The 21,552-nt window shown below is 53.3% G+C and carries 22 protein-coding genes; all 22 read left to right on the top strand.

The window, feature by feature from the left end:
* Window positions 1-231: 231 nt before the first annotated feature.
* Window positions 232-444 (top strand): DUF5348 domain-containing protein, encoded by a 213-nt coding sequence (locus BUB35_RS04750; protein WP_044986815.1) that lies wholly within the window; start codon window positions 232-234, stop codon window positions 442-444.
* Window positions 441-740, top strand: a complete 300-nt coding sequence (locus BUB35_RS04755) for a DUF6050 family protein (protein WP_084730574.1) — start codon at window positions 441-443, stop codon at window positions 738-740. The genes BUB35_RS04750 and BUB35_RS04755 overlap by 4 nt, the downstream gene beginning before the upstream one ends.
* 140 nt (window positions 741-880) lie before the next feature.
* Window positions 881-1,111, top strand: a complete 231-nt coding sequence (locus tag BUB35_RS04760) for a hypothetical protein (protein ID WP_050006550.1) — start codon at window positions 881-883, stop codon at window positions 1,109-1,111.
* 4 nt (window positions 1,112-1,115) lie between these two features.
* Complete coding sequence (locus tag BUB35_RS04765) at window positions 1,116-1,952, top strand: DUF6017 domain-containing protein (protein WP_072849688.1); 837 nt, start codon at window positions 1,116-1,118, stop codon at window positions 1,950-1,952.
* Between the two features lie 116 nt (window positions 1,953-2,068).
* Window positions 2,069-2,560 (top strand): PcfB family protein, encoded by a 492-nt coding sequence (locus BUB35_RS04770; RefSeq protein ID WP_072849690.1) that lies wholly within the window; start codon window positions 2,069-2,071, stop codon window positions 2,558-2,560.
* A complete protein-coding gene (locus BUB35_RS04775) occupies window positions 2,557-4,329 on the top strand; it encodes a VirD4-like conjugal transfer protein, CD1115 family (RefSeq protein ID WP_072849692.1) in 1,773 nt (590 codons plus the stop codon). The genes BUB35_RS04770 and BUB35_RS04775 overlap by 4 nt, the downstream gene beginning before the upstream one ends.
* 111 nt (window positions 4,330-4,440) lie before the next feature.
* Window positions 4,441-4,653 carry a Maff2 family protein gene (locus tag BUB35_RS04780; protein ID WP_004611947.1) on the top strand — a complete coding sequence of 71 codons (213 nt, stop codon included), beginning with the start codon at window positions 4,441-4,443 and terminating at the stop codon, window positions 4,651-4,653.
* Window positions 4,654-4,741: 88 nt separating this feature from the next.
* Entirely contained in the window at window positions 4,742-4,954 is a 213-nt protein-coding gene (locus tag BUB35_RS04785) for a Maff2 family protein (protein ID WP_004611947.1), read from the top strand.
* A 37-nt stretch (window positions 4,955-4,991) separates the two neighbouring features.
* Complete coding sequence (locus tag BUB35_RS04790; protein WP_050005960.1) at window positions 4,992-5,861, top strand: VirB6/TrbL-like conjugal transfer protein, CD1112 family; 870 nt, start codon at window positions 4,992-4,994, stop codon at window positions 5,859-5,861.
* A gap of 15 nt (window positions 5,862-5,876) precedes the next feature.
* Window positions 5,877-6,563, top strand: coding sequence for an MT-A70 family methyltransferase (locus tag BUB35_RS04795; protein ID WP_072849694.1), 687 nt, complete (start codon window positions 5,877-5,879; stop codon window positions 6,561-6,563).
* A complete protein-coding gene (locus tag BUB35_RS04800) occupies window positions 6,484-6,816 on the top strand; it encodes a PrgI family protein (protein ID WP_069432454.1) in 333 nt (110 codons plus the stop codon). The genes BUB35_RS04795 and BUB35_RS04800 overlap by 80 nt, the downstream gene beginning before the upstream one ends.
* Window positions 6,740-9,217 carry a VirB4-like conjugal transfer ATPase, CD1110 family gene (locus BUB35_RS04805; protein WP_465220322.1) on the top strand — a complete coding sequence of 826 codons (2,478 nt, stop codon included), beginning with the start codon at window positions 6,740-6,742 and terminating at the stop codon, window positions 9,215-9,217. The genes BUB35_RS04800 and BUB35_RS04805 overlap by 77 nt, the downstream gene beginning before the upstream one ends.
* Window positions 9,218-9,231: 14 nt before the next feature.
* Window positions 9,232-9,858: a nitrogen fixation protein gene (locus BUB35_RS04810; protein ID WP_069432456.1), complete on the top strand. Its 627-nt coding sequence runs from the start codon at window positions 9,232-9,234 to the stop codon at window positions 9,856-9,858.
* Window positions 9,859-10,842, top strand: a complete 984-nt coding sequence (locus tag BUB35_RS04815; RefSeq protein ID WP_416385635.1) for a DNA-methyltransferase — start codon at window positions 9,859-9,861, stop codon at window positions 10,840-10,842. It begins immediately after the preceding gene.
* Window positions 10,842-13,046 (top strand): C40 family peptidase, encoded by a 2,205-nt coding sequence (locus BUB35_RS04820; RefSeq protein WP_072849698.1) that lies wholly within the window; start codon window positions 10,842-10,844, stop codon window positions 13,044-13,046. The genes BUB35_RS04815 and BUB35_RS04820 overlap by 1 nt, the downstream gene beginning before the upstream one ends.
* A 17-nt stretch (window positions 13,047-13,063) precedes the next feature.
* Window positions 13,064-13,309, top strand: coding sequence for a DUF4315 family protein (locus tag BUB35_RS04825; protein ID WP_072849701.1), 246 nt, complete (start codon window positions 13,064-13,066; stop codon window positions 13,307-13,309).
* Entirely contained in the window at window positions 13,302-14,111 is an 810-nt protein-coding gene (locus tag BUB35_RS04830) for a DUF4366 domain-containing protein (protein WP_072849703.1), read from the top strand. The genes BUB35_RS04825 and BUB35_RS04830 overlap by 8 nt, the downstream gene beginning before the upstream one ends.
* The gene (locus BUB35_RS04835) at window positions 14,108-16,177 is read left to right on the top strand and encodes a DNA topoisomerase 3 (protein WP_072849705.1); all 2,070 of its coding nucleotides are present in this window, start codon (window positions 14,108-14,110) and stop codon (window positions 16,175-16,177) included. Before BUB35_RS04830 ends, BUB35_RS04835 begins: the two co-directional genes overlap by 4 nt.
* 11 nt (window positions 16,178-16,188) lie before the next feature.
* On the top strand, window positions 16,189-18,018 hold the full coding sequence (locus tag BUB35_RS19895) for a DUF3849 domain-containing protein (RefSeq protein ID WP_072849707.1): 1,830 nt from the start codon (window positions 16,189-16,191) through the stop codon (window positions 18,016-18,018).
* A gap of 5 nt (window positions 18,019-18,023) precedes the next feature.
* Window positions 18,024-19,295, top strand: coding sequence for a MutS N-terminal domain-containing protein (locus BUB35_RS04845; RefSeq protein WP_072849709.1), 1,272 nt, complete (start codon window positions 18,024-18,026; stop codon window positions 19,293-19,295).
* A 2-nt stretch (window positions 19,296-19,297) separates the two neighbouring features.
* Window positions 19,298-19,510 (top strand): transposon-transfer assisting family protein, encoded by a 213-nt coding sequence (locus BUB35_RS04850; RefSeq protein ID WP_069432464.1) that lies wholly within the window; start codon window positions 19,298-19,300, stop codon window positions 19,508-19,510.
* Between the two features lie 13 nt (window positions 19,511-19,523).
* Window positions 19,524-21,281 carry an antirestriction protein ArdA gene (locus BUB35_RS04855; RefSeq protein WP_072849711.1) on the top strand — a complete coding sequence of 586 codons (1,758 nt, stop codon included), beginning with the start codon at window positions 19,524-19,526 and terminating at the stop codon, window positions 21,279-21,281.
* The last annotated feature ends 271 nt before the right edge of the window (window positions 21,282-21,552 follow it).

A 21,552-nucleotide genomic window follows, 5' to 3' on the forward strand; every position in this document is an offset into this window, starting at 1 on the left:
AAAAATTTTTTAGTTCCTACTTGACACAAGAAGATTGTTGTGCGATAATGGGACTAAATCAGAAAGACCTTGAAAATCAAGGGATTCTGGCTTAGTCCCTTCTTTTTTGACCTGAAAGAGGAACAATCGCTCAACAATCGGCGCACAGGATCAAAACCGGCTGGCGGTGGCTATGGAGGTACACTGCATAAGCCCTTCCCGTTGCGCTGCCCACAACGAAAGGAGTCCATCATGAAACAGGGAACTTTGGTTTATGATCACGCAACGGATCGGTACGACATTCGCTTTGACCTTGACTGCTACTACGGCGGTCTGCACTGCGGGGAATGCTTCGATGTCATGGTCGGGGGCAAGTGGAAACCCACCCGGATCGAGATGGCTGCGGACTGGTATCTGGTCGGCATCCGCACGGACGATTTGCAGGGATTGAGGGTGAGGATGTGAAGACTTTTCTCAAGGAAGTGCTGCTTCCTCTGCTAATTGCCCTTTGTCTTGCCGCATTCTTCAAGCCGGTCTATATGGCGGAAGGCGTATGTGACTACTTCCTGATGTGGCTCTGTGTCGGCTTCCCATTCGGCATCCGCAGGATGTGTCTCTGGCTCGTCCCCTTCGGTTACGGCATATCCGGCACAGTAGGAATCTTCGCACTCAACATCATCATCGGCGGTCTTATCGGAGGACTCGCCCTGATTGTCGGGCTGCTGCTCGGCATCATCCATACCATCCGAGAAATCATCTGAATATCCGAAAAGCCAAGAGGGTTTGTTTCATTCTCCAATTCGGAGCATGAAGCAAACCCTCTTTTTTTGTTGCCCGAAAGCTGGAACAATCTGCCTCTTGCAGATGTCGGCGGTGCGGCGAGGAAAGGAGAAAAAACAAAATGAGCTACATGACAGCCGGTAAGCTGCAAGCCTTTGAAGCCCTCATGAAGGAGGTACCCGGCCACAACCACTATGACAGCGGATGCGACGGGATCTGCCCGGAATGCCGGTCGTGCTGCTTCCATCGTCCCTACTGGAAATATCAAACCTGTGTCTTCGAGGAATGCCCCTATTCCCCGGTGAAGCTGTCAACGCTGCGCTGTCAGCCGGTGATGGCAAGGGAGGGATAACCGCATGGCAGTCTATCGCGTCAACAAAAGCCGTGGCTACACGGTCATGGCAAATTACCATCTCAGGGATAAAACCCTGTCCCTCAAGGCCGTAGGGCTGCTCTCCAAAATGCTGTCCTTCAACGATGGCTGGCAGTTCTCAACGAAAGGTCTTTCGGCGATCTGCAAGGAAGGTCCCGATGCTGTTCTGGCAGCTCTCAGGGAGCTTGAAGATCACGGCTACCTTATCCGTCACAGGCAACGCGACGCCAAGGGCAGGATGAGCAACACGGTCTTTGAGATTTACGAACAGCCACAACCGGTTTCTCCACACAGGGAAAATCCAGATGTGGATAATCCAGATATGGAGAATCCACACATGGAAAACCCACATGGGGAAAATCCCGCACAATTAAATACTAATCAAGTAATTAACAACCAAAGAAATAACTCTCTGAATAAGTATCAATCTATCAATCTTGATGGGATGGACAGGATGGATGAACGGGAGCAATACAGGGAATTGATCCGGGATAACCTTGAGATCGACATCCGCTCTCAGGACAGGCACTATGACCTTGACCGGGTAAATGAAATTGTCGAGATCATGCTGGATGCCGTCTGCTCCACAAGCCCCACCATCCGTATCAACGGAGAAGATATGCCGCAGCCGGTGGTCAAATCACGCTTCCTCAAGCTGGACAGCGGCCACATTGACTATGTGCTCCAAGCGATGAACGATTGCCCTTCCGACATTCGGAACATCCGGGCATATCTGCTCACGGCGTTATACAACGCTTCGCTGACCATAGACAACTACTATTCAGCCCGCGTGAACTACGATTTTCACGGGAAAGGCTGATGCGTAAGCATTCTTAATCAACTTCAAGGGGGTGAGATGAAAACATGATCCACATTTTACACGGTGTCCCGCCTTAGTGACGGGATTGCCCCGCAAATCTCAGAAAGGAGGTCCCCATGCAGGATGAAGTAAATACCAAAGTTGTTGCGATTGCCATTAAGGGCGGCAGGATCACTGCGGAAGTGCTGAAAAAGGCGCTCGCCAAATTCATTGAGGAAATTGAAAAGGCCGAAAAGCAAGCCTCTCAGCCCAAGACCTACCGGGGCAAGCAGTCCATCAAGCACCTTGTCGAGCAGAACGCCGCAATCAGCAACATCGAAGTGACCGACGGAAACATCAAGTCTTTCGAGCGTACAGCGAACAAGTACGGGATCGACTACGCGCTCAAGAAAGACACCTCTGAGCAGCCGCCGCGCTATCTCGTCTTCTTCAAAGGCCGGGATGTGGATGTGATGACTCAGGCGTTCAAGGAGTTTTCCGCCAAGACGGTCAAGCAGAAAGAAAAGCAATCCCTCAAGCAGAAGCTCTCCCGCAGCAGGGAGCAGTCTAAAGTCCAGCACAAGGAGAAGGTCAAGGTTAAGACGAAGGATCGGGGCGTTGAGCTATGAAAAAGAAACTCGACATCAAAAAGCTCGTCCTTCTCAATCTCCCGTATGTGTTCGCCTTCTACTTTGTGGATAAGCTGGCGGCAGTCTTCCGGCTGGCTCCCGGCACAGAGTTCATCGACAAGCTCACCGGCGGCTTTGCCAATTTCGGCGCAGCGTTCGCTAATCCGCTCCCCAGCTTTCATCCAGTAGACCTTCTCATTGGTGTGGCCGGAGGCGCGTTGCTCAAGCTGGCCGTCTACATCAAAGGCAAAAACCGCAAGAAATTCCGCCAAGGGGAGGAATACGGGTCAGCGCGTTGGGGACGACCGGAAGACATCCGGCCTTACATGGATGATGACTTTTCCAACAATGTCATTCTAACCCAGACCGAAGGGCTGACCATGAACAGCCGTCCGAAGCAGCCGAAGTACGCGAGGAATAAGAACATCCTTGTCATCGGTGGTTCCGGCTCGGGTAAGACCCGCTTCTTCGTGAAGCCCAACCTGATGCAGATGCACAGCTCCTATGTGGTCACTGATCCCAAGGGTACAGTGTTGGTCGAATGCGGAAAGATGCTTGAGAAAAACGGTTATATCATCAAGTCGCTGAATACGATCAACTTCCGAAAATCCATGCACTACAACCCGTTCGCCTACATCCGCAGCGAAAAAGACATCCTCAAACTGGTCAATACGATCATCGTCAACACGAAGGGAGATGGCGATAAGTCCGGGGAGGATTTCTGGGTCAAGGCTGAAAAGCTCTACTATACCGCCCTCATCGGCTATATCTGGTACGAAGCGCCCGAACACGAGAAAAATTTCACTACTTTGCTCGAATTGATCAACGCTTCGGAGGCCAGAGAGGATGACGAGACTTTCAAAAATCCCGTTGACCTCATGTTCGATGAGCTGGAAGAGCGCGAGCCAGACCACTTTGCCGTGAAGCAATACCGCAAATACAAATTAGCCGCTGGCAAAACCGCAAAGTCGATCCTGATTAGCTGCGGCGCGAGACTTGCCCCATTTGACATCGCGGAGCTGCGGGAGCTGATGAGTTACGACGAGATGGAGCTGGATTGCATCGGCGACCGCAAGACGGCGCTGTTCGTCATTATCTCTGATACCGACGATACCTTCAACTTTGTCGTGGCGATTATGTACTCCCAGCTTTTTAACTTGCTCTGCGACAAGGCGGATGATGTCTACAATGGGCGGCTTCCCGTCCATGTCCGCTGTCTGCTCGATGAATTTGCGAACATCGGTCAAATTCCGAAGTTCGATAAGCTGATTGCCACCATCCGAAGCCGGGAAATCTCAGCATCCATCATCTTGCAGTCCCAGAGCCAGCTCAAGACCATCTACAAGGACGCAGCGGACACGATTGTCGGCAACTGCGACTGTACGCTCTTCCTCGGCGGCAAGGAAAAATCCACTTTGAAGGAACTCAGTGAAATCCTCGGAAAGGAGACAATCGACCTATATAACACATCAGAAACCCGTTCAACCAACAACTCATACGGCCTGAACTATCAGAAGACCGGCAAGCAGCTCATGTCGGAGGACGAAATCGCTGTCATGGACGGCGGCAAATGTATTTTGCAGCTTAGAGGCGTGAGACCTTTTCTCAGTGACAAGTACGACATTACGAAGCATCCAAAATACAAAATGCTGTCCGACTACGATAAGCGCAACGCCTTTGACATCGAGAAATACCGTTCTCACAAGCTGGTAGTCAAGCCCACCCAAACCTTCGACCTCTATGACATGGGAGAGGTTGAAGCCGATTGAAGCCCCGTCATGCACTGCGCATGGGCAATGCCCAAAGCAGAACAATGACGGGGCTTCTATTTTTTTGCCCATTTTCAATAATTCACACTCAAAAATCAAGGAGGTCACTCTATGGAATTTATCAATCAGGCGGTTACGGTCCTTCAGACGCTCGTTGTTGCCCTCGGTGCCGGTCTGGCTGTGTGGGGTGTGGTCAATCTCATGGAGGGCTACGGCAATGACAATCCCGGCGCCAAGAGCCAGGGCATCAAGCAGTTGATGGCCGGTGGCGGCGTGGTACTCATCGGCACGACCCTCATCCCCCTGCTGTCCGGTTTGTTCTGATCACCGGTTCGCGTGTCCACATGGGAGGGCGCGAAATGCCGCGCTCTCCCTTAATTTTTAATCAATTTCCAACATAAGGAGGTCATTTATGGAATTTATCAATCAGGCAGTTACCGTTTTGCAGACCCTCGTTGTCGCCCTTGGCGCTGGCCTTGCCGTGTGGGGCGTGGTCAACCTCATGGAGGGGTACGGCAATGACAATCCCGGTGCCAAGAGCCAAGGAATCAAGCAGTTGATGGCCGGTGGTGGTGTGGTACTCATCGGCACGACCCTTATCCCGCTTCTGTCTGGCCTGTTCTGATCCGGCAACCCCAGCATAACCGAAAGGTGGTGAAATATTGGGATTTATCCTTGAAAAAATCGAAGAAGCCATAAAAGAGCTTCTGATCGGCTGGATTGAAAGCAACATGACCAATATGTTCACCGATGTCAACGACAAGGTAGGGACGATAGCTGCTGAGGTAGGCAAAACGCCCTCTTCATGGGATAGCAGCATATACCAGATGATCCGGGGACTATCCGAAAATGTGATAGTCCCCATCGCTGGTATCATCATCACCTTTGTCCTGTGTTACGAGCTGATCTCCATGATCACCGAGAAAAACAACTTGCATGACATGGACACATGGATGTTCTTCAAGTGGTTCTTCAAGGCGGCTGTGGCGATCTACCTCGTTACCAATACCTTTGACATTGTGATGGCGGTCTTCGACATCGGTCAGAATGTCGTAGCCGGTGCAGCCGGTGTCATAAGCGGCGACACGAACATCGACATCGAATCCACTCTTGAACAAATGCGCGCCAGCATGGAAACGATGGGTATTGGCGAACTGCTTGGCCTGTCCATAGAGACGCTGCTGATCAGCCTGTGCCTCAAGATCATGTCCATTCTCATCACGGTCATTCTCTATGGCCGTATGATTGAGATTTATTGCACCGTGAGCATCGCGCCCATTCCCATTGCGACGATGAGCAACCGCGAATGGGGCAGCATCGGCACGAACTACCTCAAAGGGCTGTTCGCGCTGGCATTCCAAGGCTTCCTCATCATGGTGTGCGTTGCGATCTATGCCGTGCTCATCAACAACATGATCATCGCAGCCAATATCCACTCGGCGCTATTCTCGGTGGCAGCTTATACGGTCATTCTTTGCTTCTCCCTGTTCAAGACAGGTTCGCTTGCAAAGTCACTATTCAATGCCCACTGAGAAAGGAGGGTCAGCTTGAAGAAATACTCCGTGATCTACGCCGACCCTCCGTGGCGGTACAAGGTCTACTCAAAGAAGGGGCTTGGCCGCTCAGCGGAAAGCCATTACCCGACCATGAGCCTTGAAGACATCAAGGCTCTGCCTATTGGAGAGCTTGCAGCAAAAGACTGTGCGCTCTTCATGTGGATTACCTTCCCCTGTATGCAGGAGGCGTTCCAAGTCCTTGAAGCATGGGGATTTGAATACAAAACGACGGCTTTTGTCTGGATCAAGCAGAACCGGGTGTCCAACAGCCTCTTTTGGGGCATGGGGTACTGGACACGGGCAAACGCTGAACTCTGCATCCTTGCAACGAAAGGCCATCCCAAACGGGCAAGCCCCGGTGTGCATCAGGTCATCATGAGCCACATTGAAGAGCACTCCAAGAAACCGGAGGAAGCCCGAAACCGCATCGTCCAGCTCATGGGCGATGTCCCGCGCATCGAACTTTTCGCCCGCCAGTCCCCCGAAGGCTGGGATGTATGGGGCAATGAGGTCGAATGCAGCATCACTCTTGGAAAGGAGGTTCCCAATGGCGTTTGTACCGGTTCCGAAGGATCTGAATCGTGTCAAGACGAAGGTCATGTTCAACCTGACAAAGCGGCAGCTCATCTGCTTTGCGCTGGCTGCGGCAGCGGGTGTTCCGATCTTCTTCCTGACTAAGCCCAGCCTCGGCATCTCCACTTCGGCAATGCTGATGGTGGTCATCATGCTCCCGTTTATCTTCTTCGCTCTCTATGAGAAGGACGGACAACCGGCTGAAAAAATCCTCGGCCATGTGATCAAGTCCATGTTTCTGAGGGATAAGGTGCGGCCATACCGCACGAACAACCTATACGCTGCGATCCAGCAGGAAATCAAAGAGAAGGAGGAATTGCAGATTGCACAGCAGCACGAAAAAGGCCGCAGAGCCTAAGCGGCTTACCAAAAACGGCAAGGTGTACGGCGATCTTCTCTCCGCTGAGGAAAAGAAGAAGCTGGTCCTGCAGAAGAAAAAGGCCAAGAAGACAAAGAAAGTCCGTCAGTCGGCGCAGCAGACTATCCCCTATGTGGAGATGTGCCGCGACGGCATCTGCAAGGTCAACAGCCGCCTCTACACAAAGACTATCCGTTTCAACGACATCAACTACCAGCTCGCCCAGAACGAGGACAAAACGGCTATCTTTGAGAACTGGTGCGACTTTTTGAACTACTTTGACAGCTCGATTTTCGTCCAGTTCTCCTTTATCAACCAGAGGACGAGCATCAGCGAGTTCAAGAAGCAGATCAACATCCCGGAGCAGGATGACGAGTTCAACGACATCCGCAGCGAGTATTCCGAGATGCTGCAAAACCAGCTCACGAAGGGCAACAACGGCCTCATCAAGCGCAAGTACATCACCTTCGGCATTGAGGCCGACTCCCTGCGCATGGCGAAGGCCAAGCTGGATCGGATTGAGACGGACATCCTCAACAATTTCAAAACCCTCGGTGTGAAGACCGAGCCGCTGTCCGGCTACGAACGGCTGAAAGTGCTCCATGATGTGTTCAACATGGACTCGAACGAGCCGTTCCGCTTCTCCTTTGACATGGTAGCCCGGACGGGACTCAGCAGCAAAGATTTCATCGCGCCCACTTCCTTCGACTTCCGTGAAGGCAAGTGCTTCAAGATGGGCAAGGCCATCGGCGCAGTGAGCTTCCTGCAAATCCTCACGCCGGAACTCAATGACCGGATGCTGGCTGACTTCCTCGACATGGACAGCAACATCACGGTCAATCTTCATATCCGCACGATTGATCAGGCGAAAGCCATCAAGAGCATCAAGATGAAGATTACCGACCTCGATAAGATGAAAATTGAAGAGCAGAAGAAGGCCGTGAGAAGCGGATATGACATGGAAATTATCCCGTCCGACCTTGCCACCTACGGCGGTGAGGCCAAGCGCCTGTTGCAGGACCTTCAGACGCGCAACGAGAGAATGTTCCTTGTGACCATCCTCATCATGAATACCGCTGCCTCCCGCCAGAAGCTCGAAAATGCCATCTTCCAGACGGCTTCCATCGCCCAGAAATACAACTGTGCGCTCAAGCGGCTGGACTTCCAGCAGGAAGAAGGGCTGATGTCCTCTCTTCCGATTGGCCTGAATCAGATCGAGATTGAGCGCGGGCTGACCACCTCTTCGACGGCGGTGTTCGTCCCGTTCACGACGCAGGAGCTTTTTCAGAGCGGCGAGGCGCTGTATTACGGGCTGAACGCGCTCTCCAACAACATGATCATGGTTGACCGCAAGCAGCTCAAAAACCCGAACGGTCTGATCCTCGGCACCCCCGGCTCCGGCAAGAGCTTTTCGGCGAAGCGGGAAATGACCAACGCCTTCCTCATCACAGAAGATGACATCATCGTCTGCGATCCCGAGGCAGAGTATTATCCCCTTGTGCAGAAGCTCGGCGGTCAGGTCATCCGCATCTCGCCGGTAAGCAGCGACTACATCAATCCGCTGGACATCAATGTGAACTACTCGGAAGAGGAAAACCCGCTGACCTTGAAGTCCGACTTCATCCTCTCCATGTGTGAGCTGATTGTGGGCGGCAAGGACGGGCTGCAACCGGTGGAAAAGACCATCATCGACCGCAGTGTCCGCAAGGTGTATCAGGACTACCTTGCCGATCCGGTTCCTGAGAAAATGCCCATCCTCGAAGACCTCTACAACATCCTGCGCAGCCAGAGCGAGCCGGAAGCACAGCGGATTGCCACTGCCCTTGAAATCTATGTGCATGGCTCGCTGAATGTCTTCAATCACCGGACGAATGTGGATGTGAATAATCGCTTCGTCTGCTATGACATCAAGCAGCTCGGAAAGCAGCTCAAAAAGCTGGGGATGCTCATTGTGCAGGATCAGGTCTGGAACCGTGTGACCATCAACCGCGCCCAGCACAAGGCGACGCGCTACTACATGGACGAGTTCCACCTTCTGCTCAAGGAAGAACAGACAGCCGCCTATTCCGTCGAAATCTGGAAGCGGTTCAGAAAATGGGGCGGGATTCCGACCGGGATCACCCAGAATGTCAAGGATTTGCTGGCTTCCCGTGAGATTGAGAACATCTTTGAGAACTCCGACTTCGTTTACCTTCTGAACCAGGCATCCGGCGACCGGCAGATTCTCTCGAAGGCGCTGAACATCTCGCCCAGCCAGCAGAACTACATCACCAATTCCAACGCCGGTGAAGGCTTGATCTTCTACGGCTCGACCATCGTCCCCTTCAAGGATGACTTCCCGAAGGACACGATGCTCTATCGTTACATGACCACCAAACCCGAAGAAACCTTGCAGAATTAAGGAGGACTACCTTTATGAAAAAGAATATGAATGAGAACTTTGAGATCACCGTTGACGAGATGACCGAGATTTTCGGCGATACGCCGGTTGAGATGAGCTTCCGCGAGGTCAAGGAAGGCATGGACAGCTTCTTCGGCCTGATGGGGCTGACCGTGGAGTTGGTCAACCTGATCCGCAAGGAGGACGAGCTGAAAAAGCACCACCGCGCCTACCTCCATGTCCGCGAGGAAATCGCCGAGTGCGCCAATGAGGCGACGGAGGTCATCGGCGGTATTCTCGACTCCATTCAGGAGAAAGAACACATCTACCGTGTGTCCGGCTCTCCTTCCGCTTTTGATATGGATGAGGAAGACGAGTATGAGGATGATTTCGTCACCATCCCCAAGGAGAAGTACGACAGCATGATTGAGGATCTGCTGACGATGGCCGAGCTGATCGACATGGTATCGGATATGCGCACCAAGGATGTCCGCGCCATTCAGGAGTTTGGCAAGTTCATCCCCGCTTATGCCGCCTATGAGCGCAATCGTCTTTCCCTGTACCGCGAAGCGGCGAAGGAGGCCGAGTCCATCATCGACCGCTGGGAGGATGAGCTGGACGAGGACGAGGACTACGAGCCGGACGAGTATTTCTCCGACTGATTGCGCATCAAGTCTCGCAGAAAGGAGGGAGTCCCCATACAGCTTGATCACATTTACACCGGCGATTGTCTCGAAGTCCTCAAAACGCTGCCCGATGAAAGCGTCCATTGCTGCATCACCTCCCCGCCGTATTACGCGCTGCGCGATTACGGTGTGGACGGGCAGATCGGCAGAGAGGCAACGCCAAAGGAATACATCTCGCGCCTGACGGAAGTGTTCGCCGAAGTCAGGCGCGTTCTGCGCTCAGACGGGACGCTCTGGCTTAACATCTCCGACACCTATGCCGGGAAAGGCAATCAGGGCGGCTATGTGGACGCAAAAAATCCCAAGGGCAGAAATGGTCAGGCTGTGGCTCTTAACTACAAGGTTGAGGGCTGCAAGCCCAAGGACATGATCGGCATCCCGTGGATGCTGGCCTTTTCGCTCCGCGACTCCGGCTGGTATTTGCGCAATGACATCATCTGGATGAAAGAAAACCCGATGCCGGAAAGCGTTAAAGACCGCTGCGCCCGCTGCTATGAGCATATCTTTCTGTTCTCGAAGTCACGGAAGTATTTCTTTGACTACAAGGCCATTTCCGAGCCGATTGCTCCCGGAACGGTAAGCAGGCTCAAGCGCGGGGTCAAGGGAAGCAACAAATACGGGGAACCTATCCCCGGACAGGCAAAGCAGCAGACCATCAACCTGTGCCGTGAACACGGTGCTATCTCCGATGAGATGATCAATCCTCTGCGTAACAAGCGGGATGTCTGGATTATCAACACCGTCCCCTTCAAAGGCGGTCACTATGCCGCCTATCCGCCGAAGCTGGTGGAAACCTGTCTTCTTGCCGGTTGCCTGGAAGGCGGTGTTGTCCTTGATCCCTTTATGGGAAGCGGCACAACCGGCATGGTCGCAAAGCAGCTTGACCGTCACTATATCGGGATTGAGTTAAACCCTGAATACAAAGAACTTGCCGAGGCGCGGATTGGAGGTGAAATTTGATGCCTCATGATGAATTGAAGCCCAAAGACCGGGTTGTCCTGCGGATGACCAGAGACGGCGCAGTGGAAGAAAACCTCACCGAAGGCACCTCAGAAAAAGTGTCAAAACGGCTTGAGGACGCCCAGCTTGTTGCGCCCCACGACACGGAAACCGGCGATATTGCCGAAGAGGTCAAGAAGCGGCGGCAGCTTCGTCCTGATGAGCTGGAAGACGCAGTGAGTCAGGCTCAAGCCGAAACACAGTCCGCAGATGCGGAGCAAGAGTACAAGCCGGGCGATCTACCCGTCAGCGATGATCCCACATCTCACACTCTGCACTCTGAGACATACCGCACCCATTCCGTTGACTACGGAAAAGCATTTGCCGACACCGCTGTTACCGGTAAGGTCAGCAGACCTCGCGCTGAAAGGCAGATTGATGGAGAGTCCGTTCTGGAAAGAGCGGCGGAAACCTCCGCAGAGATGCCGGACCTTGACGATGATGCCCCAGCTTCCAGACGGATTGAACGGTTGGAGCGAAAATCTCAGAAGGCGCATGAGCGTCTGGATGCCGCCCGTGAGAAGCTGCCCACCAAGAAGGTGCTGAAAAAAGAGCGCGTCTTTGACGAGGAGACCGGTAAAGGCAAAACCCGCCTCTACTTTGAAGACGAGCTGAAAGTCCCCAAGGGACAGAGCAAATTGCAGTTTGAGGCAGACAAGACCGTCCGCAAGGTCGGCGATACGCTTGCCTCTGGCATCCACGGCAAAATCCATGAGGTAGAGCAGGAAAACTCCGGCGTGGAAGCCGCCCATAAGACAGAGATTGCCGCAGAGTCCGTTGTCCGCCACTACCAGCACCATACAGAGCGCAGTGCAAACAAGCCTTTCGAGAAGGTGTCCAAGCTGGAACAGAAGGCCGAGGCCACTGACCGGAAGCTCCATTTTGAGAAGACGGTCGCCGAAAATCCTGAGATGAAGGCTTCCCGTGCCAATATGAATAAGCACTACCAGAAGCAGCACATCAAGAAGGAATACGCTGCGGCTCGCAAGGCCGGGGCGCAAACAGCCTCCACCGCCACCAAGTCCACCGGTAAAACCGTCCGGGAGAAAGCGTCGGATAAGGTCAAGGACTTTATCTCCAAGAACAAGAAGGTTTTTGCGTGGCTGGGCGTAGGACTAATGATCCTGATTCTGTTGTCCGCCGGGATTAGCTCCTGCACAGCAATGTTCACCTCTACTACCTCGTCTGTCATCGCCACTTCCTACCTCAGTGAGGACGATGCCATGACCGGTGCGGAGGCGCAGTATTGTCAGATGGAGGCGGAGCTGCAATCGTATCTGGATAACTACGAGAGCACACACGACTACGACGAGTACCACTTTGACCTTGACGCGATTGAGCACGATCCCTATGTGCTGATCTCCATTCTATCCGCCCTCAATGAGGGAGAGTTCACGCTGGACGAAGTTCAGGGGCTTCTTCAAACGCTCTTTGACCGGCAATACATCCTCACTGAGGATGTGGAGGTTGAGGTGCGTTACCGGACCGAGACCCGGACAGGGACAACGACTGTCACCGATCCCGAAACCGGCGAGACCAGCACGGAAACTTACACTTATGAAGTCGAAGTCCCGTACAACTACTACATCTGTACCGTTACGCTGGAAAACTTTGACCTCTCCCATTTGCCGGTCTACATCATGAATGAAGACCAGCTCTCCATGTACTCAGCCTATATGTCAACGCTGGGCAACCGTGAGGATTTGTTCCCCGGCTCCGGCTATGTGGACAAGTACATTGAAAACCCACCCGATGACTACACGGTCAATGCGGCGTATCTGACAGACGAGAAGTTCGCCACCCTCATCGCAGAGGCAGAAAAATATCTCGGCTACCCGTATGTCTGGGGCGGCTCAAATCCATCCACTTCCTTTGACTGTTCGGGATTCGTCAGCTATGTCCTCACCAACAGCGGACTTGTCAACACCGGGCGGCTGGGTGCGCAGGGGCTTTACAATGTCTGTTCGCCTGTTTCCAGCGCCGATGTGAAGCCGGGGGATCTCGTCTTCTTTGTCGGCACATACGACACACCGGGCGTTTCCCATGTGGGAATCTATGTGGGCGACAATGTGATGTTGCACTGCGGCGATCCCATCCAGTACACATCCATCAACACTTCCTATTGGCAATCCCACTTTTATGCCTTTGGAAGACCCAACTACTAACCGAAAGGAGCGTTTTTATGAACCCGAAATATCAGAAGGTTTGCGCGGAAATCGCCAAAACCGAGAAGAAGGTCGAGGACCTGCAGGGGCAGCTCAAGGAGCTGTACGACAAGAAAACCGAGCTGGAAAACCTTGAAATCGTCAACACCGTCCGTGCGATGGTCATGGACAAGGATCAGATCATGTCCTTCCTTGCCGCGATGAAGGACAGCAAGGCGGAAAAGCCTACCACTACCCAGCAGGAGGTGACGGACAATGACTAAGAGAAAAGGAATCCGCCTTCTGGCGGCACTTGCACTGTGCTTTACGCTTTGCATCTCGTTCACTGTACCCGCATTCGCCTATGCGGATGATACCGAGCAGGAGCTTCCGGTCACGGAGGCGACCCAGCCCGAGGCAACACCGGAAACCGCAGCACCCGAAGAGCCTGAATCGTATGAGGGCGAGCCGATTGACGGTGAAGGCAACGCTTATACCCGCGATCTGCTCTATGACAAGGCGACGAATAAGCAGTTCATCACAGTACAGACCAAGACCGGCAACGCCTTCTATGTCGTGATCGATTACGATGCGCCCATTAACGAGGAAGAGGAACAGTACCAGACCTATTTCCTCAACATGGTGGACGAGGCCGATCTGCTTGCCCTGTTGGATGAGAAAACGGCATCTTCGCTTACTACCTGTAACTGCGATACTCGCTGCGAGGCCGGAGCTGTCAATACGGAATGTCCTGTTTGCAAAACAAACATGAGCGAGTGTACCGGCGCTGTACCTGAGCCGGAAGAGCCGGTCGAGGACGAGGAAACCGAGGTGCCGGAAGAGCCGGAAAACGCTTCCCCGAACATTGCCCTGATCATCGGTATCATCGCGCTGGTCGGCATCGGCGGTGGTGCATATTACTACATCAAGTTCGTTCGCGGCAAGAAGCAGAAGGACGAGGATCTGGATTTCTTCGATGACGAGGGTTATGAGGAAGAGCCGTATATCAACGAGGACGAAGAGCCTGTCATTGCTGACGATGCGGATGACGAGGCCGAAACCACAGAAACGGAGGAAACGATTTGATCTTAGTGATTGCGGAAAAACCAAGCGTTGGAGCCGCTATCGGGAAGGTGCTGGGTGCTTCCTCCCGTAAGGACGGCTATCTCGAAGGAAACAACTACATCGTCTCATGGTGCGTCGGTCATCTTGTGGGGCTTGCGGACGCAAGCTCCTACGATGAGCGCTTTGCCAAATGGCGGTACAGCGATCTCCCCATCGTCCCGGAGGAATGGCTGTTTGAAGTCCCGAAGGACAAGCAGAAGCAGTTCAAGGTGCTGTGCGACCTCATGCGCGATAAGCGTGTGACCGAGCTTGTCTGCGCCACCGATGCAGGACGCGAGGGCGAGCTGATTTTCCGGTTGGTCTACAACAAAGCCGGTTGCACAAAGCCCTTTAAGCGCCTGTGGATCAGTTCGTTGGAAGATAGCGCAATCCGGGAGGGCTTTGCCCATCTGCGAAGCAGCGGCGAGTATGACCGGCTCTACGAAGCCGCGCTTGCCCGTTCCAAGGCAGATTGGATTGTCGGCATCAACGGCACAAGGCTGTTCTCGACACTCTATCATAAGAAGCTGGTGGTCGGGCGCGTCCAAACGCCTACGCTGGCAATGCTGGTGGAGCGTGAAGGCAAAATCTCCACCTTCCATAAGGAGAAATACTTCAATGTCCATATCAGCAAAGACAACCTGACGGCGGACCTGGAAAAGGTCAAAACCGAAGAGGAAGCGAAGGCGATTGCGGCGGCTTGCGATAAAAAGCAAGCCGTCGTTTCTTTTCTCAAAAAAGAGACGAAGACAGTCAACCCGCCGAGGCTCTATGATCTGACCACCTTGCAGCGGGAAGCCAACCGCTACTATGGCTTTACCGCCCAGCAGACGCTCGATCTGGTGCAGTCCCTCTATGAGAAAAAGCTGCTCACCTATCCCCGAACGGACAGTCAGTTCATCACTGAGGATATGGAGAGCACCGCCCGTCAGGCGATCGGCATTGTCTCCCGCAAGCTGCCGCTCTTCGAGGGCATTACCCATGAGCCGGACATCGGGCGAATTACCAACAACGCCAAGGTCACTGACCATCATGCCATTATTCCCACCGTCCAGCTTGAAAAGCAGGACCTCGCCGAGCTGCCGGAGTCGGAACAAAAAATCATCCAGCTTGTCGCCATGCGCCTTCTGAGCGCTACCGGTGAGAAGCACATCTACGACGAGACTTCGGTCACGCTCACCTGTGAGGGCTACGAGTTCAAGGCAAAGGGCAAAACAGTCATGCAGGATGGATGGAAGGCGATTGAGCACCGCTTCAAGGAAACGCTCAAGAGCAAGGAAAAAGACGAGCCGGAACGCTCGCTGCCTTCTCTGAATGAGAAGGATATTCTCTCTTCTGTCGTTTCCAGCTTCACCGAACATTACACATCCCCACCGAAGCCCTACACCGAAGACTCCCTTCTGTCGGCAATGGAGACCGCCGGAAATGATGCGTTTGATGATGATACCGAAAAGAAAGGGCTTGGCACTCCTGCCACCCGCGCCGGTATCATCGAAAAGCTGGTCAAAGGTGGCTTTGTTGAGCGCAAGGGCAAATCTCTCGTGCCTACAAAGGACGGCAACAACCTTGTATGCGTCCTGCCCGAACAGATCACTTCTCCTTCCATGACGGCGGAATGGGAAAATACCCTGATGCAGATTGAGCGCGGCAATGCGGATGCGGACAAGTTCCTTTCCGGCATTGTGGGGATGACCTCCGAGCTGGTCAAAGCCTATCCCTTCCTCTCTGACGCCGAGGCAAACCGCTTCGATACCGGCAGAGAGTCCATTGGCAAATGTCCGCGCTGCGGCTCGTCGGTCTATGTGGGCAAGGGCAACTACTACTGTTCCAACAAGGATTGTTCCTTCTGTATGTGGGAGGACAACAAGTTTTTCTCTTCCAAGAAAAAGAAGCTGACCAAGAAAATCGCCGCTGAACTGCTGGAAAAGGGTTGGTGCAGAGTGACCGGGCTTTATACGCCAAAACGCCCGCAGCTTTATGACGCAGTGATCCGTCTGGATGACACAGGTGGCAAGTATGTCAGCTTCAAGATGGAGTTTGATAAGTAAGGAGGTCATAAATGGCTGAAAACAGAAACGCCCAGCAAGTCCGGGAAATCACCGACAAGCTGGAACAGGGAATCAAGGAACTGTTTGAATCCGAACGCTTCAAAGAGTACCTGAAAACGATGTCCAAGTTCTACAACTACTCGTTTAACAATACGCTTCTCATCGCCATGCAGAAGCCGGATGCGACGCTGATCGCCGGTTACACGGCATGGCAGCGCAACTTCGACCGCCATGTGATGAAGGGCGAAAAGGGCATCAAAATCCTTGCTCCTGCGCCCTACAAGGTGCAGGAAGAGCGGGAAAAACTCGACCCGGCAACGCAGAAGCCCGTTCTCGACAAGGACGGCAAGCCGGTCACTGAGACGGTTGAAGTGACCCGCCCCGCCTTCAAGGTTGTGAGCGTCTTCGATGTGTCCCAGACGGACGGCAAAGCGCTTCCCGATATTGCCGTAGATGAGCTGACAGGCAGCGTAGAAAACTACGCCGCCTTTTTTGATGCTCTTAAAGAGCTGTCTCCGGTCCCCATTGCCTTTGAAAACATCACCGATGGCGCAAAAGGCTATTTCTCTCATGTAGAAAACCGCATTGCCATTCAGGAGGGCATGAGCGAAATCCAGACCATCAAGACGGCGATCCATGAGATTGCCCATGCCAAGCTCCATGCCGTCACTCCGGGCGAAAAGGTCGCTCCCGAAGACAAGAAAGACCGGCGCACTAAGGAGGTCGAGGCAGAAAGCGTCGCCTATACCGTCTGCCAGCGGTACGGCATTGAAACCTCTGATTATTCCTTCGGCTATATCGCCGGTTGGTCCTCCGACAAGGAGACCAAGGAGCTGAAAGGCTCGCTGGAAACCATCCGTAAAACGGCGGCTGAGATGATCACCGGTATTGATGAAAAGCTCAAAGAACGGCTTGCCGTGAAAGAGCAGGAAGCCCCTACGCCGCTGCGGGATACGGCTATTCCGGTTTATCGGGAAGCTGCGATATATGCCTTTGAAGCTGGTGAGCTGGGTGCTTACCGTACTTCGATGCAAGCGAACATGGACTGTAAAGAGGCGATTGAGCAGACCATCAACGACTACTACGGCAACAACCGCCTTGCGGCGGAGTCCGCCGTCAAAAGCATCCTTGAGAAATTCTCGTCTGAGCGCGTCGCCTATGTCCTCGCGCAAACCATCCAGCAGAAAGGCCATGACGGACGCATTTCCCCGGACTGCAAGGAATGGGCAAAGGGCATGGATGGCAGCCCGGATCATGCTACTCATCTCATCATTGACAGCGTAAATCCGGGGCTGGTCAGCCTTTTCACCGAAGAGTTCGTCCGGCAGACCGCTATCGGTAAGGTACAGGAGCAGGCACCGGCTGAACAGAGCAAATCGGCTGTGCCGGAGAAGGCTCCCGAAGCTCCGGCTCCGAAAGAGCCGGAACAGGCAGCAACGGTGAAGCATCGCCTCACACCGGAGGAAAAGAAAATCAAGGAAGCCGTCATGGACACGCTCAAAGCGCAGATCTCCGGTCACAACGACGGGATGCTGTCTACCTACCGTTCGTCCAATCAGTCCTTCAAGGTGATGGTGGAGTACAAAGTCAGGATTGAGGGCAACACCGTCACCCGAAACGGCGAGCCGATGTTTGCGATCCATCGCCGCCATTCGGCCAAGAAGGTGCAAGGCTGCTATCGAGAGCTGACACCGACGCTTGAATATATCGGCAAAGAGAAGACTCAGGAAGCAGCGCGGGAAAAGCCTTCTATCCGGGAACAGCTCCGTGCCGCGACAAAGAGCCAGCCTGAGCGGAAAACGCCGGTTAAGCAGAAGTCCCACGATGTCGGTTTGGAGTGATGCCTATGAAGTTTGAAAACATCGATCTTGTGGATGCCCTTCGCCGGATTATGGACATTCACACCCAAAACTACAAGGAGGACTTTGAGCTGGACGCTGGGCTGCTTCACAGCCTTGCCGGTTCCCAATCTCCCGAGGACAAGCACCTTCTCTGGATGTCCCGTCCGAACGGCACTTACCTCCTGCCTGAGCGTGAAGTCTATGTGGCGGATTCCTACGAAAACAAAGTGTGGGAGTTTTACCATGAGCAGACCCACGATCCCATCCTTGCCTATGCGGTTGAGATCAAGGGCGTAGAGGGCGATACCATCAGAGGAAATCTCATTGAGTTGGACTACGCCGCCCATGTGAAGAGGATGCAAAAGCTCACCGTTCCGGTTGAGACAGTGGCAGTCACCTTTAAGGACGATGCCACCTTTTATCTGCCTTTCCGCAGCTACCGGCGCGAAGCGATCCCGCTGAAAGAAAAGCACGGAGAGGTCGTGTCGGTGAGTTATCTGCCTGAGAACGCGGCTGAGCTTGACATGATTCTCCGCCGTGAGCGCTTCAAAACGAGCTACTATGCGAAAACCGGCAGTATTGAGGATCACATCCACAAGCTTGCCGTTCTGCATGGCGTGACCGAAAAGCTCGACATATTGCCCCTTGAAGCGCAGACTGCCTACAATGCCGTCAAGGAGGCCCATCCCGAAGCGATTGTCTGCTTTGCCCAGAACGGCTACTACGAGATTTACGGCGAAGATGCGAAGAAGGCAGTGCCCGCGCTCGGCACAAAGCTTCTGATGAAAGAGCTGGAAGGCGGCGGACAGGTTGCCGTGACCGGCTTTCGGGAAGATCAGTGGGTTGCCAAGGCTAAGACACTGTGGGGGCAAGGCAACGATGTCCTTGTCACGCAGCCCGGTGAAGACGGCAGACAGGAAACCGTCAAGCATCTTCTCGCTGAGGATTACATCCCTGTCGGCATGGTGATGGATATGGACGGCAAAACCGTCCGCGTTGACAAAGTGGATTTTCCAAATGAAGAAGTCAGCCTGACAGACATCACGGACAGGAAAAATCCCGTTCCATTCCGTGAGCGTATGTCTATTGTCCGTTCCTATGTGGAGGATGCTCCGGCAGAAAGCCTCTGGAAAGCAATGGATCGCAGAGAGCATCCCTCTCAGAAGAAGACTTCTGTCCTCGCAAAGCTCAAAGAACACGCCCAGACTGCGCCGGACAAAGGTGCTAAAAAGCCTGAGCAAACAAAGAAACCGAAATCAAAAGAAATGGAGATGTGATTATGTTTTTTACCGTGGAAGAGACAAATCTGATGTGTTGCTTCGACACTTCCAGCCGCAAGAGGCTGATTGCTGAAATGAAGTCGCTGCCCATCAACGAGCTGGACGACGAGATGGCGGAGCTGCTTTTTCATACCGTTCGGAAGCTTGAGGGGATCACCGACGAGGCGTTTGCCCAGCTCTACATCGCGCCGGACAGCATGATGGACGATTGAAAGGAGGGTGCCTATGCCCGTATTGGATGGCAGTTTTGAAGCCTTCGTGACCAATCTTGGCAAGTACAACGAAGGCGAGCTTGTCGGTGAATGGGTTCATTTCCCGACCACCGAAGAGGAAATGAAGAAGGTTTTCGAGCGGATCGGTATCGGCTCAAAGGATGAGTTCGGTCAGGTCTATGAGGAATGGTTTATCACGGATTATGACTGCTCCATTCATGGAGTCAGCAATCTCCTTGGCGAATACGAAAACCTCGATAAGCTCAACTACCTCGCCGCCCGGTTGGATGAGATGTCCCGCTCTGAGCTCGAGCATTTCGTGGCAATCATGGATAGCGGCTGCGATGAAGTAAATGACCTCGACGATCTGATCAACCTGACCTACAATCTCGACAACTATGATTTTATCCCCGACATCAAGGACTATGACGATCTCGGTCGCTACTACTTCTTTGAGGGTGGGTACAACATCGACAACAAGTTCGGCAGCTTTGTGGATTACATTGACTTTGAGCGGTACGGCGAAGACTGCGCAATCAATGAAGGCGGCACACTGACCGACGCCGGGTACATCCGTCCTACCGGCGATAGCTGGAACCGCTACTTTGACGGGACGCTTGAGGATATTCCCGACGAGTACCGCGTCACCGGAAGCGGCGAAGAATTGGAGCAGCCGAGCACGATCACTGTGCTGGTGGTTGAGCCGGACAGGAAGCCCTATGTGAAAGAAATCCCTTCCAGCCTCGAGTCCTTACAACATGAGGTTGGCGGGGACATTGAGGCGGTCTATCCCTTTGAAGAGCCGGTTGCCATTGTCTGCAATGAAGAAGGCAAGATGAACGGTTTGCCTCTCAACCGCGCTCTGCGGGATGACAGCGGTGAAATCTATGACATTGTTGCCGGTACCTTCCTTGTTACGGGTCTGACGGATGACAGCTTCGGCTCGCTTTCGCCGGATCTGCTGCGGCAGTTTATGACTGAGTTCAAAATGCCGGAGCAGTTTGCCAAAATCGGAGACAGGATTGTTGCTATCCCGATGATTTCCGAAGAACAGCAAAAACAGACGGTTCTTGAAGAGAAAAGCTCCATTGTCAATGAAAACACCTCCGGCATGGCGGTGGATGGTCATATCGGCACATGGCACACGATTGACCATAAGGAGATCGATGGCCACACCTTTTGGCTGATGGAGCATGATACCTTCGGGGACGATGCCTCCTGTATCATTGTCGATGAGCGCGGCGAGCTGGTACTGTCCCATATCTATGACGGTTTCGATGAGACCGCAGTCAATCTGCTCCGTCAGGAGGTCATGCCGGTCGAGAAGATGCCGGATGACAGCATCAGCATCGAGGAAATGAAGCAGTACGGCTACAAATGGGGCGGGATGCTGCCCATGCGGGAAGAGGCTGCGGCGGAGGTCATGAAGTCGTGCCAGATTTACCGGCTGTATGGCGACGATACCGAGGGGCTGGTTCTGGACGCTAAGGAGATCAAGGAACACGCCGCAAAAGGCGGTATCTTCGGTGTGGAGAAAGCGGATTGGGTGGCTGAGCTGGAAAAGCAAAATCCGCTCAAAGCCGCTGAAATGTCTCTTGAGGATGACTACGGCATGATTGACGGGATCATCAACAACGGTCCGAAGGAAGACAAAGCGAACGAGAAAGGCGGGAAAACCTCTATCATGGATCGGCTGAAATCCGCCAAAACCGCCCAGCAGACGGATAAGCTTTCTCCCCACAAGGAGAAGAAGAGCGAGCGTGAAATATGAGCCGGAGTAAGAAATGGAAGCTCGAATGGAGCTTCTTCCTTGACAGCAACGGGCGGAGGAAATATGCTGAGCAATGCCGCCGTTGTCTCCATCCCTGCAAGCAGAGTTTTCGTGCTGAAATCATCGCGTGTCCCTTCTACGCATCCAAGCGGACAGATAGGAAGGAAAATATGTCGTGATTAGGGTTGAAAATCGCGTTTTTTATGTCCTGTAAGCGGCACTGATAGGGTGCCTCGTATGTTTTCTTGTCTGCGCCCTCAACAACCAAATT

The sequence above is a fragment of the Anaerotignum lactatifermentans DSM 14214 genome, from assembly GCF_900142265.1.
GTDB lineage: Bacteria > Bacillota > Clostridia > Lachnospirales > Anaerotignaceae > Anaerotignum > Anaerotignum lactatifermentans.